Origin of the sequence: Sphingomonas cavernae (assembly GCF_003590775.1) — a bacterium.
GTDB classification, from domain to species: domain Bacteria; phylum Pseudomonadota; class Alphaproteobacteria; order Sphingomonadales; family Sphingomonadaceae; genus Sphingobium_A; species Sphingobium_A cavernae.
This window is the reverse complement of record NZ_QYUM01000003.1, coordinates 1,062,278-1,075,581: the sequence shown is the minus strand read 5'-3', so window position 1 is coordinate 1,075,581 and position 13,304 is coordinate 1,062,278. Positions and strand designations below refer to the sequence as shown.

Annotated in this window: 18 protein-coding genes; 13 read left to right on the top strand and 5 right to left on the bottom strand. The window is 63.7% G+C overall.

The genetic code is table 11. The annotated features are described in order from the left end of the window. Positions 1-25: 25 nt before the first annotated feature. Entirely contained in the window at positions 26-1,492 is a 1,467-nt protein-coding gene (gene ffh, locus D3876_RS12835) for a signal recognition particle protein (RefSeq protein WP_119762740.1), read from the bottom strand. Positions 1,493-1,725: 233 nt separating this feature from the next. Here ffh and D3876_RS12830 point away from each other — a divergent pair, with 233 nt between their 5' ends. After that, positions 1,726-3,375, top strand: coding sequence for a putative bifunctional diguanylate cyclase/phosphodiesterase (locus tag D3876_RS12830; RefSeq protein WP_119762739.1), 1,650 nt, complete (start codon positions 1,726-1,728; stop codon positions 3,373-3,375). Here D3876_RS12830 and D3876_RS12825 read toward each other — a convergent pair. Next, positions 3,350-3,928, bottom strand: a complete 579-nt coding sequence (locus D3876_RS12825; RefSeq protein WP_119762737.1) for a DUF924 family protein — start codon at positions 3,926-3,928, stop codon at positions 3,350-3,352. The genes D3876_RS12830 and D3876_RS12825 overlap by 26 nt on opposite strands. On the opposite strand from D3876_RS12825, the gene dapF reads away from it, so the two are divergent. The 4 genes from dapF to ispZ are packed head-to-tail and all read left to right on the top strand — an operon-like array spanning position 3,927 to position 7,640. Beyond that, positions 3,927-4,733 (top strand): diaminopimelate epimerase, encoded by an 807-nt coding sequence (gene dapF / locus D3876_RS12820; RefSeq protein WP_119762735.1) that lies wholly within the window; start codon positions 3,927-3,929, stop codon positions 4,731-4,733. The genes D3876_RS12825 and dapF overlap by 2 nt on opposite strands. Then, positions 4,730-6,115 (top strand): tRNA (N(6)-L-threonylcarbamoyladenosine(37)-C(2))-methylthiotransferase MtaB, encoded by a 1,386-nt coding sequence (gene mtaB, locus D3876_RS12815; protein ID WP_119762733.1) that lies wholly within the window; start codon positions 4,730-4,732, stop codon positions 6,113-6,115. The genes dapF and mtaB overlap by 4 nt, the downstream gene beginning before the upstream one ends. Beyond that, complete coding sequence (ftsY, locus tag D3876_RS12810) at positions 6,112-7,038, top strand: signal recognition particle-docking protein FtsY (protein WP_119762731.1); 927 nt, start codon at positions 6,112-6,114, stop codon at positions 7,036-7,038. Before mtaB ends, ftsY begins: the two co-directional genes overlap by 4 nt. Next, entirely contained in the window at positions 7,035-7,640 is a 606-nt protein-coding gene (gene ispZ, locus D3876_RS12805) for a septation protein IspZ (RefSeq protein ID WP_119762729.1), read from the top strand. The genes ftsY and ispZ overlap by 4 nt, the downstream gene beginning before the upstream one ends. A gap of 141 nt (positions 7,641-7,781) precedes the next feature. Here ispZ and D3876_RS12800 read toward each other — a convergent pair whose 3' ends face one another. From D3876_RS12800 to pspF, 3 genes are all read right to left on the bottom strand, one after another. Next, the gene (locus D3876_RS12800) at positions 7,782-8,405 is read right to left on the bottom strand and encodes a superoxide dismutase (RefSeq protein ID WP_119762727.1); all 624 of its coding nucleotides are present in this window, start codon (positions 8,403-8,405) and stop codon (positions 7,782-7,784) included. 101 nt (positions 8,406-8,506) lie between these two features. Beyond that, positions 8,507-9,079, bottom strand: coding sequence for a tetratricopeptide repeat protein (locus D3876_RS12795; protein WP_119762725.1), 573 nt, complete (start codon positions 9,077-9,079; stop codon positions 8,507-8,509). 57 nt (positions 9,080-9,136) lie between these two features. Next, positions 9,137-10,159, bottom strand: coding sequence for a phage shock protein operon transcriptional activator (gene pspF, locus D3876_RS12790; protein ID WP_119762723.1), 1,023 nt, complete (start codon positions 10,157-10,159; stop codon positions 9,137-9,139). A gap of 172 nt (positions 10,160-10,331) precedes the next feature. Here pspF and D3876_RS20515 point away from each other — a divergent pair, with 172 nt between their 5' ends. The 8 genes from D3876_RS20515 to D3876_RS12755 all read left to right on the top strand — a co-directional run bounded on the left by D3876_RS20515 (position 10,332) and on the right by D3876_RS12755 (position 13,156). Continuing rightward, positions 10,332-10,481 (top strand): hypothetical protein, encoded by a 150-nt coding sequence (locus D3876_RS20515; protein ID WP_182912005.1) that lies wholly within the window; start codon positions 10,332-10,334, stop codon positions 10,479-10,481. An 89-nt stretch (positions 10,482-10,570) separates the two neighbouring features. Then, the gene (gene pspA, locus D3876_RS12785; protein WP_119762721.1) at positions 10,571-11,242 is read left to right on the top strand and encodes a phage shock protein PspA; all 672 of its coding nucleotides are present in this window, start codon (positions 10,571-10,573) and stop codon (positions 11,240-11,242) included. A 4-nt stretch (positions 11,243-11,246) separates the two neighbouring features. Beyond that, positions 11,247-11,516: an envelope stress response membrane protein PspB gene (gene pspB, locus D3876_RS12780; RefSeq protein ID WP_119762719.1), complete on the top strand. Its 270-nt coding sequence runs from the start codon at positions 11,247-11,249 to the stop codon at positions 11,514-11,516. A 44-nt stretch (positions 11,517-11,560) separates the two neighbouring features. Further along, positions 11,561-11,941 carry an envelope stress response membrane protein PspC gene (gene pspC, locus D3876_RS12775; RefSeq protein WP_119762717.1) on the top strand — a complete coding sequence of 127 codons (381 nt, stop codon included), beginning with the start codon at positions 11,561-11,563 and terminating at the stop codon, positions 11,939-11,941. Between the two features lie 26 nt (positions 11,942-11,967). Continuing rightward, a complete protein-coding gene (locus tag D3876_RS12770; RefSeq protein WP_119762715.1) occupies positions 11,968-12,258 on the top strand; it encodes a hypothetical protein in 291 nt (96 codons plus the stop codon). Between the two features lie 39 nt (positions 12,259-12,297). Beyond that, entirely contained in the window at positions 12,298-12,609 is a 312-nt protein-coding gene (locus D3876_RS12765) for a hypothetical protein (RefSeq protein ID WP_119763832.1), read from the top strand. Between the two features lie 26 nt (positions 12,610-12,635). Further along, the gene (locus D3876_RS12760; RefSeq protein WP_119762713.1) at positions 12,636-12,893 is read left to right on the top strand and encodes a hypothetical protein; all 258 of its coding nucleotides are present in this window, start codon (positions 12,636-12,638) and stop codon (positions 12,891-12,893) included. A 29-nt stretch (positions 12,894-12,922) separates the two neighbouring features. Then, positions 12,923-13,156: a hypothetical protein gene (locus D3876_RS12755; protein WP_119762711.1), complete on the top strand. Its 234-nt coding sequence runs from the start codon at positions 12,923-12,925 to the stop codon at positions 13,154-13,156. The last annotated feature ends 148 nt before the right edge of the window (positions 13,157-13,304 follow it).

Genomic DNA, 13,304 nt, shown 5'->3' with positions numbered 1-13,304 from the left:
CTTCCTTCTTTCTAAATCTTAACGATCACTTCTTCAAAAACTTGTCGAACCCGGGCGGGAGCTGGGGCATGCCGCCCTGACCCGGCATTCCGGGCAAGCCGGCGGGCGGTTGACCACCACCTCCGCCGAGCATTCCGCCAAGACCACCCATCCCGCCTTTCGCGAACATGGCGCCGAGCCCCTTGAGGCCGCCCATCTTCTTGATCTTCTTCATGGCGGTGGACATTTCCTGATGCATCTTGAGAAGGCGGTTGACCTCCTGCACCGTCGTCCCGCTGCCGTTGGCGACGCGGATCTTGCGCTTGGCGTTCATCAATTCAGGCTTCGTGCGTTCCCTGGGCGTCATCGAACCGATGATCGCGTCGAGGCGGACGAGGATCTTGTCGTCGACCTGGCCATTGGCCATCGCATTCTGCACCTTCTTGATGCCCGGAAGCATCGAGGCGAGAGCGCCGAGGCCGCCCATGCGCTTCATCTGCTCAAGCTGCGAACGCAGGTCGTTGAGGTCGAACTGGCCCTTGGCCATCTTGGCCGCGAGCTTCTCAGCCTCGTCGGCCTGGATCGTCTCGGCGGCGCGCTCGACGAGGCTGACGACGTCGCCCATGCCAAGGATGCGGCCCGCGACGCGGCTCGGGTGGAAGGCCTCGAGCGCGTCGAGCTTTTCGCCAACACCCGCGAACTTGATCGGCTTGCCGGTCACCGCGCGCATCGAGAGCGCCGCACCGCCGCGCGCATCGCCGTCCATGCGGGTGAGCACGACGCCCGTCAGCGGCACCTGCTCCGAGAAGCTCTTGGCGACGTTGACCGCGTCCTGACCGGTGAGCGAGTCGACGACGAGCAGGATCTCCTGCGGCTGCGCGACATCCGCCACCGCCTTCATCTCGTCCATCAGCGCCTGATCGACGTGGAGACGACCCGCGGTGTCGAGCATCAGCACATCGAAGCCCTGAAGCTTCGCGGCTTGCAGCGCACGGCGTGCGATGTCGACGGGCTGCTGGCCCGCGACGATCGGCAGCGTCGCAACGCTGGTCTGCGTGCCGAGTGTCGCCAACTGCTCCTGCGCGGCCGGACGGTTGACGTCGAGCGACGCCATCAGGACCTTTTTGCGGTCCTTCTCGGTCAACCGCTTGGCGAGCTTGGCGGTGGTCGTGGTCTTACCCGAACCCTGCAGACCGACCATCATCACGATCGCGGGCGGGGTGACCGCCAGTTCGAGCTCGGACGCTTCGGCGCCGAGCATTTCGACAAGCGCGTCGTTGACGATCTTGACGACCTGCTGGCCGGGAGTGACCGATTTCAGCACCTGCTGGCCAACGGCCTGCTCGGTGACCTTCTCGACGAAATCACGGACGACGGGGAGCGCGACGTCGGCTTCGAGCAGCGCAATGCGCACCTCGCGCATGGCCGCGCGCACGTCGGCCTCGCCAAGCGCGCCGCGCCCGCGAAGCTTGTCGAATACGCCGCCGAGCCTTTCGCTCAAGGATTCAAACATCGTCCGGTTTCCTTTCCCGCGCCGATCACGGACAAAACGCAAAACACGCCGGCGGACGAAACCTCGTCGGTCGGCGGGCACCCTTGGGCGCGTGCGGTTCGTCCATGGTCGGAACGATTTGGGCGGGCAAATAGTGGAAACCCCGCACAAGCGCAAGGCCCGTTAACGCTTAACCTGATCTACACGCTTTTTGACCAAAAGCTCAATCATCTGGGGAAATGGGGACTGGACCAATGGCCGAAGCGCACGAGACCGGCGCAGTGAGAAGGCGCGGTTCCGCGGTAGTCAGCGCGCGGCGCGATCTCATCACCGGCAGCGTCACCGTCGCCGCAATCGTGCTGTTTGCCGGGACCGGGGGCAGCGTCATCGGCGACACCGTGAAGGCCATTTCGGGCGTAGGCGGCGGCGCCGATCGCACGCTCGTCATCGCGTTGCTGCTCAATATCGCGCTCATCCTGTTCGGCTGGCGGCGCTATTCCGATCTGTCGCGGGAGGTGAAGGAACGCAGCGCCGCCGAAGAGCGTGCGCGCGAACTCGCGTCCAAGGACCCCCTCACGGGTTTCCTCAACCGCCGCTCGCTTGCCGAAATGGGCGCAGCGATGCTCGCGCGCGCAAACCGCCGTCAAAAATGCGTGGCGATGCTGATGCTCGACCTCGACAATTTCAAGAACGTCAACGACATGCACGGGCATGCCGCGGGCGACGCGCTGCTCAAGGCGGTGGCAACGGAGATCGAAAAAGCGATGCCGCCGGTCGCGCTCGCGGCGCGGCTGGGTGGCGACGAGTTCGCCTGCGCATTCCTGTTCGATCCGTCCAGCCCCGAAGCCGTCAACCGGGTCGCCCAAAAGATCGTGTCGCGGCTGTCGCAGCCGTTCGACGCGGGTGGAATCCACACCCATATCAGCGTGTCGGTCGGCATCGCGCGATCCGAGACCGATTGCGACACGATCGAGGCGCTGATGCGGCGCGCAGACATCGCGATGTACGCCGCCAAGAATTCGGGGCGCAACCGCCATTGCTGGTTCGATTCGTCGATGGAGCGCGCGCTCCAGATCCGCAACGCAATCGAGGCAGGGCTCAGGAGCGGCATCCCCAAGGGCGAATTCGTTCCTTATTACGAGCAGCAGATCGACCTCACGACCGGCCGCCTCCACGGCTTCGAAGTCCTTGCCCGGTGGGATAGCCCGACCCAGGGCCTCGTCTCGCCCGACCAGTTCGTCCCCGTCGCCGAGGAAACCGGAATGATCGGCGATCTTTCGATGTCGGTGATCCGCCAGGCAATGGAACATGGCCGCGACTGGGATCCGTCGCTCACGCTGTCGGTCAACATCTCGCCAGGGCAGCTCAAGGATCCCTGGCTCGCGCAGAAACTCGTCAAGCTGCTCGTCGAGACGGGCTATCCAGCGCAACGGCTCGAGGTCGAGATCACCGAAAGCTCGCTGTTCGAGAACCTCGTCCTCGCGCAGTCGATCGTCGGCAGCCTCAAGAACCAGGGCATCAAGCTGGCGCTGGACGATTTCGGCACGGGTTACAGCTCGCTCGCGCATCTGCGCGCGCTACCCTTCGATCGCATCAAGATCGACCGCAGCTTCGTCTCGTCGATCAACGACAACCCCGAAAGCGCAGCGATCGTCAACGCGATCACGCGGCTGGGCGACAGCCTCGGCTTGCCCGTAACCGCGGAAGGAATCGAGGACGCCGAGATCGAGCAGCGGCTGCGCGTCCTCGGCGTCCACAAGGGCCAGGGCTGGCATTTTGGCAAGCCGATGCCGGTCAGCCAGGTGCGGAAGCTGCTCGCCGACAAGAATTTGCTCCCCGCCGCGCGGCAGCGGAGCGAGACGAGCAAAAGCGCCAGCGTCAGAACATTTCGCCAGGCCGGCTGAGCAATTCGATTTCCTGAGGCGTGCTTTCCCGGCCGAGCGCTGCATTGCGCTGCGGGAAGCGGCCGAAGCGCGCGATCTGATCGGCATGACGCCGGGCGTAATCGAGCGCTTCGGGTTCATCCAGCGCGGCGAACAGCCGGACGCACAGCGCCTGATCGGCATCATCCTCGGAATGCATGAAGGGCAGATAGAGAAACTGCCGTTCTTCGGGCGTCATTGTCGCATCCCACCCGCGCGACAACGCCAGCCGGGCCAGATCGCGCGCCAGCGCATCGGTCGCAAAGGCTTCGGCCTGTCCCCGGAACATGTTGCGCGAGAACTGATCGAACAGGATGACCGCGGCGAGGAGCGCCTTGGGGTCGTCGCGCCAGCCAGCCGCATCTTCCTCCTTCACGCGCGCGCGCAAGGCTCCAAAGCGCGCCGCGATCTCGCGATCAAGCGCGTCGTCCTTCGCAAAATGCCCCTCCGGAGGCGTTTCGACCAACCAGAAATCGAGGATTTCGTGGGTCCATCTGTGGACTTCGGTGCTGCTCATGCCTAGATCGCGGGCCATGGGCGTACGCTTTCACAAGATGCACGGGCTTGGCAACGACTTCGTCGTCATCGACGCGCGCGTCGCGCCCGTCGCGCTCTCGGAGCCGCAGGTTCGCGCGATCGCTGACCGGCGGACGGGTGTGGGTTGCGACCAGCTCATCCTTGTCGAGACGTCCACGGTGGCTGACGCGCGGATGCGCATCTTCAACGCCGATGGCGGTGAGGTTGGGGCATGTGGCAACGCCACACGCTGCGTCGCGCGGTTGCTCGGCGAGGATGTCAGGATCGAAACGCTCGCAGGCATATTGCACGGCAAGACCAATGGCACCGGCGCGACGATCGACATGGGCCAGCCGCGTTTCAACTGGGAGACCATCCCCCTCGCCTATGCGATGGACACGCGCGACATGCCCGTGGGCTGGGAGGGGCTGGAACGCCCGACTGCCGCCAATGTCGGGAATCCGCACGTCATTTTCTTCGTGCCCGACACATATGCGGTGGCGCTGGATGCAATCGGCCCGGTGATCGAAACCGACCCGCTCTTTCCCGAACGCGTCAACGTCAACATCGCGACCGTCCGTACCCGCAACGCCATTGACCTGCGCGTCTGGGAACGCGGCGTCGGGTTGACCCAGGCATGCGGCACAGGCGCGTGCGCGACCGCGGTCGCAGCGATCCGCCTCGGGCTTGCGGGGGGACCGGTGACGGTGACGCTGCCCGGCGGCGACCTCATCATCGACTGGAAGCCAGGCGAGACGATCCGCATGACGGGTCCCGCCACGCACGTCTATTCAGGTGAGATCGACACGGGCTGGCTGGGATGAGCGGCCCCGAACTGATCACGCTGGGCTGCCGGCTCAACATCGCCGAGAGCGAGGCGATCCGCGCGCTTGTGCCCGACATCGACGATCTGGTGATCGTCAACAGTTGCGCGGTTACCGCCGAGGCGGTGCGCCAGACGCGCCAGGCGATCCGCCGCGCCAAGCGCGCGCGGCCGCAGGCTCAGGTGATCGTGACCGGCTGCGCTGCGCAGATCGAACCGGAAACCTTCGCGGCCATGCCCGAAGTGGCGCGCGTGATCGGCAATGTCGAAAAGATGCGGGCGGAGAGCTATCTTCGACCCTCGCCCCCTTTAGGGGGAGAGGGTGGTGAGGCGAAGCCGAACCGGGAGAGGGGGGAGTCCGAGGCAGCCTCGACGTGGGAGTCCCTTCCTGCCCTGTCTTCCCCCTCTCCCCGGCCCTCTCCCCCTAAAGGGGGCGAGGGAGCTGATATCCGCGTTTCGGACATCATGGCAGTGCGCCAGACCGCGCCGCAGCTCGCCTCGGGCTTTGCCGAGCATGCGCGCGCCTTTGTCGAGGTGCAAAATGGCTGCGACCATCGCTGCACCTTCTGCGTCATCCCCTATGGCCGCGGCAACAGCCGCTCGGTTCCCGCGGGCGCGGTGGTGGAACGGATCAAGGCGCTGGTCGATGAAGGCTATCGCGAGGTGGTGCTGACCGGCGTCGATCTCACCAGCTACGGCCCCGACCTGCCGGGCAGCCCCACTCTGGGCCAGCTTGTCGAGCGCATCCTTCGTCACGTCCCTGCCCTGCCCCGGCTGCGGCTTTCCTCGCTCGATTCGGTCGAGATCGACGAACGGCTGTTCGATCTTCTAGCGCACGAGCCGCGGATCATGCCGCACATCCACCTGTCGCTGCAGGCGGGCGACGACATGATCCTGAAGCGCATGAAACGCCGCCACAGCCGCGCGCAATCGGTCGAGATCGTGCAAAGGCTGAAGAAAGCGCGCGGCGACCTCGCGATCGGCGCGGACATCATCGCGGGTTTCCCGACCGAAACCGAGGCGATGTTCGAAAACACGATGGCACTGCTCGACGATTGCGACATCGTCTATGGCCACATCTTCCCCTATTCGCCACGCCGTGGCACGCCCGCCGCGCGGATGCCGCAGCTCGACCGCGCGGTGATCAAGGATCGCGCGCGACGGTTGCGCGACGCGGCTGCGCTAAGGCAAAGGCGCTGGCTCGAATCGCTGATGGGAAGCAGGCAGCGCGTACTGATCGAACTCGACGGCCAATCGGGCCATGCCGGGAATTTCGCGCGCGTGCGGCTGGCGCCCCAATTTCGTCGGAATGACACGGGAATGATAATGCAGATCGAGATTACCGGCGTTGACGGCACGGCGCTGACCGGCGTGCCCGCATGAGCGAAACGCCCTGGCACAAGAAGCTGTTCAGCGGCTTCAAGCGCACGTCCGACCGTCTGGGCGAGAACCTGACCGGGATCTTCACCAAATCCGCGCTCGACGACGCGACGCTCGACCAGATCGAGGAGGCGCTGATCATTTCCGACCTTGGCCCCGGCATGGCGGCGCGCGTCCGCGAAAGGCTCGCCGATGGTCGCTACGATAAGGGCATCGACGAGGCGGGCGTGAAGGCGCTCGTCGCCGAAGAGATCGAGAAGGTGCTCGCGCCCGTCGCCAGGCCGCTCGAGGTCGAGGCGTTTCCGCGGCCGCAGGTGATCCTCGTCATTGGCGTCAACGGGTCGGGCAAGACCACGACGATCGCTAAACTGGCACACCTGTTCCTCGAGCAGGATTACGGCGTGATGCTGGCCGCGGGCGATACCTTCCGCGCCGCTGCGATCGGGCAATTGAAGGTCTGGGCCGAACGCATCGGCGTACCCATTGTCAGCGGCCCCGAGGGCGGCGACGCTGCGGGCATCGTTTATGAGGCGGTCAAGCAGGCGACCGAGACGGGCATCGACGTGCTCATCGTCGATACCGCGGGGCGCCTGCAGAACAAGCGCGAGCTGATGGACGAACTCGCCAAGATCCGCCGTGTGCTCGGCCGGCTCAATCCCGCGTCGCCGCATGACGTCGTTCTCGTGCTCGACGCGACGACGGGGCAGAATGCGTTGTCGCAGATCGAAGTGTTCAAGGAAGTGGCGGGCGTCACCGGGCTGGTGATGACCAAGCTCGACGGCACCGCCCGCGGCGGCGTCCTCGTCGCAGCGGCAGAGAAATATGGCCTGCCGATCCACGCGATCGGCGTCGGCGAAACCATTGACGACCTGCGACCGTTCGAAGCGGCGGAGCTGGCGCACGCGATTGCAGGAAGCGGAGAATGACGACCGAAATCAAAAAACAGCAGCATGACGGGCTCGGGCTGGCGCTCGATTTCGGCCCGCTGCTTGTCTTCTTCCTGACCTTCAAGTTCATCGGGCTGATCGCGGGCACGATGGCGTTCATGGCCGCGATCGTCGTTGCGGTGCTGGTTTCCAAATGGAAGCTCGGCAAGGTTTCACCGATGCTATGGCTCTCGGCCGCGCTTGTCGTGGGCTTTGGCGGGCTGACGATCTATTTCAACGATCCGAAGTTCATCCAGATCAAGCCGACGATCATCTACACAATGTTCTCCGTCCTGCTCTTTGGCGGGCTGTTGATGGGCAAGCCGCTGTTGAAATCCCTGATGCAGGCCGCGATGGAAGGGCTGAGCGACGAGGGCTGGATGAAGCTTTCGCGCAACTGGGCGATCTTCTTCGCAGGCATGGCGCTGCTCAACGAAGGGATGCGCCTGACGATTGATTTCGATCTCTGGCTCACGCTCAAGGTGTGGGGCGTTACGGTGTTGTCGATGCTGTTCATGATCGCCAACGTGCCGATGATGATGCGTCACGGGCTTGCCGTCAGCGCCGAGGAAGCCGCCGAAAGCGCACCGCCGCAGGGCTGACTTGAGTTCCTCCCCGAGCTTGCTCGGGGAGGGGGACCGCTGACCGAAGGTCAGTGGTGGAGGGGGATAGCGTTGAGCCATACCCCTCCACCATGCTTCGCATGGTCCCCCTCCCCAAGCAGAGCTTGGGGAGGATCTTACCTACTGCGTTTGATCGGCGCGGCTGGCGCCCTTGCCGTCGAGATTCTGTTCGACGAACTGCCAGTTGATCAGGTTCTTGAGCACCGCCTCGAGATAATCGGGGCGCGCATTGCGATAATCGACATAATAGGCGTGCTCCCACACATCGAGCGTGAGTAGCGGCTTGATGTCGCCATAGACGACCGGCGTATCGGCATCATGGAGCGAAGTGACCGCCAGCTTGCCGTCCTTGAGCACCAGCCATCCCCAGCCCGAGCCGAAATGGCCGATCGATTCTTCCTTGAGCTTCTTGAGAAGGTCGTCGGTCGAACCGAAGGCGTCGTCGATCTGCTTCTGCAGCGCAGCCGAGGGCTTGCCGCCATCGGGGCTCAGGCACTCCCAGAAGAAGCTGTGGTTCCAGATCTGCGCGGCATTGTTGAACAGGCCCTTGTCGCCGTCCTTCTTCGCCTTTTCGATGACCGCGATCAGGCTAAGCCCCTCGAGCTTCTTTTCCCCGATCCAGCCATTGACCTTGTCGACATAGGCCTTGTGATGCTTGCCGTGGTGATAGTCGAAAGTCTCGGCCGACATATGCGGCTCAAGCGCGTTCTTGGGATAGGGAAGATCCGGCAATTTGAAGGGCATGATTCACCTCTTGGGGGGTTGAAAGCACGCCCTCCTAACGCATCGGCCGCAAAATGGTCCCTCCAGTTTATGTGGACCTCAAAACAAAATTTTTGCGCGCGTCACGTGCCGCTTTTGGGCACCACCGAATAGCGCGTAAGCTCACGCGTCGGGTCTTTCCATTTGGGCGCAATCTGTTCCGCCATTCTGAGATCGTTATAGGCCTGGCGGAGATTGCCCGCCATTTCATGCGCGAGGCCGCGCGCGAAATAGGCGATTTCCGGCCGGCGCGTCTTCTTTTCGATCGCGAGATCGAACAGTGGCAGCGACTCCCGCCAGCGGTCTTCGGTGCGGAACAAAGTCAGCGCCTTGTTGAGATACGCCTCCGGTTCATCGGGATCGAGCTGCGTGGCCTGATCGAAATCGCGCATTGCCACATCGTGATCGCCGATCTGCAGATAGAGTATGCCGCGGTTGACATAGGTGGCCACGGTGTGGTCGGCGGTCAGCGCCTCGGTTTCAAGCGCCTCGGTGCAGCCTGCTATCGCGAAACTGGTTGCGCGTTCATGTTCGGCGTCGAGATAGCATTGTCGCGCCATGCCGCCGCCGATCACCACTTTGGAAGCAAATGCCGGGGCGCCCAGGCAGGCGATCATGACGATCGCCGGGATGGCCGACTTCAATGCGATACGCATGACGTCCTCCTCTCCTGTTATGACTCAAATCTAGCATGTTTCGCCTGATCGGCGAAGTCAGAGCAGATCGTGCCGCTTCAATGCATGGCGCAACTGGTCGTAGCTCAGATTGAGCGCCTTGGCGGTCGCGCGCTGATTGAAGCGGTGGCGGGCGAGCGCGGCTTCGAGAATCGACCGCTCATGCGCCTCGACCGCCAGTTTGAGGTCGTTCACTCCCTGCATCTCGGCGCGCAACGCCGGGGACGCTCCAGCAGCTTGTGCGGACGCAGCCTGTTCGCTCCTTTGGCGAGGCACCGGCCTGGGGCGCCAGGGTGAAGCGAAGGGATCGAAGGTGATGACGTCGATCGGCCGCTCGGGATCATCCCAGCGATAGACTGCGCGCTCGACGACATTGCGCAGCTCGCGGACATTGCCGGGCCAGTCGTGCGCCAGCAGCATCGCCGCCGCAGCATCTGAAAAGCCGGGCCAGTGCCGCCAGTCCAGTTCGGAGGCCATGCGCCGGCCGAAATGATCGGCAAGCACGGGCACATCGCCTTCGCGCGCGCGGAGCGGAGGCAAGGTCAGAACTTCGAAGCTCAACCGGTCGAGCAGGTCGGCGCGGAACTTTCCCTCTTCCACGAGCCCCGGCAGATGCTCGTTGGTGGCCGCAACGATGCGGACATCGACGCGCACCGGATGGCTCGAGCCGATCCGGGTCACCTCGCCATATTCGATCGCGCGCAGCAACCGTTCCTGTGCGGCGGAAGAGAGCGTGCCGAGTTCGTCAAGGAACAGCGTGCCGCCATCGGCTTCTTCGAAGCGACCGGGTCGCGCGCGCATCGCGCCGGTGAAGGCGCCCTGTTCATGGCCGAACAATTCGGCCTCGATCAGCGTCTCGGGGAGCGCGGCGCAGTTCATGATGATGAGCGGGCCGTCCCAACGCGGGCTCAGCCGGTGAAGGCGCTCGGCGACAAGCTCCTTTCCCGTGCCGCGTTCGCCGATGACGAGCACGGGGCGGTTGAGCGCAGCGGCGCGGCTTGCGCGTTCGACCGAGTCCAGAAAGGCCATCGACTGGCCGATGAATGTGCTGTCGCGCTCCATGCCCGATGCTTAGTGAAATTTCCCAACTCTTGGCAATGTAAATTTCCTGCCGATGAACGCAGCATGAAGAAAATTGGCAGAATTTCTTCATTTTTCAGAATTGGCACGCCTCCTGCAAAGCAAGGGACAACAGCATGACAACAACTCAGGCCAAGTGTCAGGGAGACATGAAATGACCAACAGCAAGCTCGGCAACACCATGACCGCCATCGTCTGCACCATCCTGTTCAGCGCCACCTGCGTGCTGAGCGCGGTTGGCCCGGCACAGGCGGCGGACACCACCGCCGAAGCCCCCACCCCCGTCGTCCGGATGCTTGCCTGACGACACAACCTGCCGGGGCGGGAACCCCTTGCCCCGCCCCGGCCCCCCTTCGGATCCGCCAAGAATTTCATCTCAGGAGTTTCAACAAAATGGGCATCTTCTCACGAACCCGCGACATCATCGCCGCCAACGTCACCGACCTGCTCGACAGGGCGGAAGACCCGGCGAAGATGGTCCGGATGATCATCCTGGAGATGGAAGAGACGCTGGTCGAGGTTCGCGCCTCCGCCGCGCGCACGATCGCCGACCAGAAGGAAATGCGCCGCCACATCGTGAAGCTCGACAAGCTTCAGGAAAGCTGGACCGAAAAGGCCGAGCTGGCGCTGTCCAAGGACCGCGAGGACCTGGCCAAGGCCGCGCTGGTCGAAAAGCAGAAGGCCGGCGACATGGCCGGGCAGCTCAATGCCGAGATCGCGGTGCTCGACGACGCGCTCCGCGCCGCTGAAGAGGACATCTCGAAGCTGCAGGCGAAGCTGCGCGAAGCGCGTGCACGGCAGAACTCGATCGTCGCCCGCCTCGAAAGCGCGCACAACCGCGCCAAGGTCCGCGAAGCCTATGCTGGCCAGAAGGTGGAGGAGGCGTTCTCTCGCTTCGACCTGCTCGAACGCCGCGTCGACATGGCCGAGGGTCGCGCCGATGCGCTCCAGCTTGGCGCGCCGCAGAAGACGCTCGAGGAAGAGATCGCCGAGCTCCGTTCGTCCGAAAAGGTCGAGGCCGAGCTTGCCGCGCTGAAGGCCAAGGCCGCCGGACAGGAGGGCTGATCCGATGGAAGACGTCCTGGTCCCCATCGTGGTCGTGGGCATGCTTTTCATCGGTATGCCCTGGATCATCCTTCACTACGTCACCCAGTGGAAGAAGGGCGCAAACATCACGCGCGAGGACGAGAATCTGCTCGACGAGCTCCACGACACCGCAAGGCGGCTCGAGGAGCGGCTGAACACCGTCGAGCGCATCATCACCGCCGACAACCCCAACTGGAAATCGGGCGACATCGAAGGCCCGACCACCATCACCCGGCTGGAACAGCGCCGCTGACCGGCGGCCCACCATCAAACGCATCGCACAGGGAGAGACCGAAAATGTCCGCGAGCCGCACCAAATTCTACCTCGACAAGCAGAACGCCAAGTGGCTGGGCGTATGTTCGGGGATCGCCGATTACACCGGCGTCGACGTCACCTGGGTCCGCATCGGCACGGTGCTTCTGACGCTGGCGGGCGGCTTCCCATGGACGCTGATCGCCTATTGGGTCGCGGCCTGGGTCGCCAACCCCAAGCCGATGGGCCTCTATGAAAGCCCCGAGGACGCCAAATTCTGGCAGGGCGTGCGCCAGTCGCCCGCCCGCACCACCCGCGACGTCCGCGCCAAGTTCCGCGACATCGATCGCCGCCTGGCGGATGTGGAGCTCTATTATACGAGCCGCAACACCCGCCTGGCCGATGAGATCGACAGCCTGCGTTAAGCAAGTCGCTGTCAACAGGGAGGAAAATGATGTTTCAGGGTACGGGTTTCATCATCGCGATCGTCGCGATCTGCATGGGGGGCTGGCTGCTCTCGACATGGATCCGCGCGAAACACGGCTATCCGATAGAAAACGAATGGGGTGGCACCGTTGATCGAAAGGACCCCGACGCTGATCGAAAAATCGAGCTTCTGTCGCATGAAAACGCACAGTTAAAGGGACAGATCACGCGGCTTGAGGAACGCATCGCGGTGCTCGAGCGGATCGCCACCGATCCCGCCGACCGCACCGCCCGCGAAATCGACGCACTGCGCTGACCAAGACATCAGGACTGGGACAAGAAAATGAACGAGAAAATGGCTTTTGTTCAGGGTATCATGCCACTGATCGCAATCGTCGGCGTGGCCGGGGTCCTTGGATGGGTGGTCACCACCTGGCTGCGCATCCGTCATGGCTACCCGCTCGACGGCGCCTGGGGTCAGGCGGTCTATCCGAAGCATAGCGACGAGGCGGTCGAGCGCGTGAAGCTTCTGACGCAGGAGAATGCGCAGCTTCGCGCCGAGATCGGATCGATCAAGGACCGGCTCGCCAATGTCGAGCGGATCGTGACCGACGAGGCCCACATGCTGACGCGCGAGATCGAAACGCTGCGCAGCAAGAGCAACTGAGATTTGACGGTTCAGGGAGACCATAGATGTTTGACAATCCGTTCTCGATGGTCGTGGCGATCGTCTTCATCGTCACCATCGGCGGCATCCTCCGTGCACGGTACAGCGCGGGCAAGGACTGGAAGGGCAACAACGTCGCCCTTCACGATCCCGACACCCAGCGGCTGCGCGACGAGGTGAAGGCTTTGAAAGAAAGGGTTGCGGTGCTCGAACGGCTCGCGACCGACAACACAAGCGCACTCGACCGGGAGATCGAGAAGCTGCGCGAACGGGACCGGGCCTGAGGCCCGCCCGCCAAGGATGGGGAAGCAACATGACAGACCCGACTTTCTATCTGACCATCGCGCTCTCCGCGCTCGCGGCGATCGCCATGATGACCGGGGCGGCGCTGCGCGGCTGGCGCGGATGGCTCGACCTCAAGCGCGCCGAGCTTCAGCATGCGCGACTTGACGCGCAGCCCAGCACGGCGGGATCGCGGATCGAGATCGCTGACCTCAAGGAACGGATCCGCAAACTCGAAGCCATCGCCGCCGGCGTCGAGCTTTGAGCGCCGAATGCAATAGTCCGTCATTCCCGCGAAAGCGGGAATCCAGGAACACCGAATTTTCCGGACGATTTCGAGTTCATGGATTCCCGCTTTCGCGGGAATGACGATGAGGGTGTGCCGGCAGACAAAAGCGCTAGACCACCCCTTG

What these genes read in the sequence shown, in the direction of transcription:
- ffh (WP_119762740.1), bottom strand. Translation starts at nt 1,492, where the DNA reads ATGTTTGAATCCTTGAGCGAAAGGCTCGGCGGCGTATTCGACAAGCTT.
- D3876_RS12830 (WP_119762739.1), top strand. Translation starts at nt 1,726, where the DNA reads ATGGCCGAAGCGCACGAGACCGGCGCAGTGAGAAGGCGCGGTTCCGCG.
- dapF (WP_119762735.1), top strand. Translation starts at nt 3,927, where the DNA reads ATGGGCGTACGCTTTCACAAGATGCACGGGCTTGGCAACGACTTCGTC.
- D3876_RS12825 (WP_119762737.1), bottom strand. Translation starts at nt 3,928, where the DNA reads ATGGCCCGCGATCTAGGCATGAGCAGCACCGAAGTCCACAGATGGACC.
- mtaB (WP_119762733.1), top strand. Translation starts at nt 4,730, where the DNA reads ATGAGCGGCCCCGAACTGATCACGCTGGGCTGCCGGCTCAACATCGCC.
- ftsY (WP_119762731.1), top strand. Translation starts at nt 6,112, where the DNA reads ATGAGCGAAACGCCCTGGCACAAGAAGCTGTTCAGCGGCTTCAAGCGC.
- ispZ (WP_119762729.1), top strand. Translation starts at nt 7,035, where the DNA reads ATGACGACCGAAATCAAAAAACAGCAGCATGACGGGCTCGGGCTGGCG.
- D3876_RS12800 (WP_119762727.1), bottom strand. Translation starts at nt 8,405, where the DNA reads ATGCCCTTCAAATTGCCGGATCTTCCCTATCCCAAGAACGCGCTTGAG.
- D3876_RS12795 (WP_119762725.1), bottom strand. Translation starts at nt 9,079, where the DNA reads ATGCGTATCGCATTGAAGTCGGCCATCCCGGCGATCGTCATGATCGCC.
- pspF (WP_119762723.1), bottom strand. Translation starts at nt 10,159, where the DNA reads ATGGAGCGCGACAGCACATTCATCGGCCAGTCGATGGCCTTTCTGGAC.
- D3876_RS20515 (WP_182912005.1), top strand. Translation starts at nt 10,332, where the DNA reads ATGACCAACAGCAAGCTCGGCAACACCATGACCGCCATCGTCTGCACC.
- pspA (WP_119762721.1), top strand. Translation starts at nt 10,571, where the DNA reads ATGGGCATCTTCTCACGAACCCGCGACATCATCGCCGCCAACGTCACC.
- pspB (WP_119762719.1), top strand. Translation starts at nt 11,247, where the DNA reads ATGGAAGACGTCCTGGTCCCCATCGTGGTCGTGGGCATGCTTTTCATC.
- pspC (WP_119762717.1), top strand. Translation starts at nt 11,561, where the DNA reads ATGTCCGCGAGCCGCACCAAATTCTACCTCGACAAGCAGAACGCCAAG.
- D3876_RS12770 (WP_119762715.1), top strand. Translation starts at nt 11,968, where the DNA reads ATGATGTTTCAGGGTACGGGTTTCATCATCGCGATCGTCGCGATCTGC.
- D3876_RS12765 (WP_119763832.1), top strand. Translation starts at nt 12,298, where the DNA reads ATGGCTTTTGTTCAGGGTATCATGCCACTGATCGCAATCGTCGGCGTG.
- D3876_RS12760 (WP_119762713.1), top strand. Translation starts at nt 12,636, where the DNA reads ATGTTTGACAATCCGTTCTCGATGGTCGTGGCGATCGTCTTCATCGTC.
- D3876_RS12755 (WP_119762711.1), top strand. Translation starts at nt 12,923, where the DNA reads ATGACAGACCCGACTTTCTATCTGACCATCGCGCTCTCCGCGCTCGCG.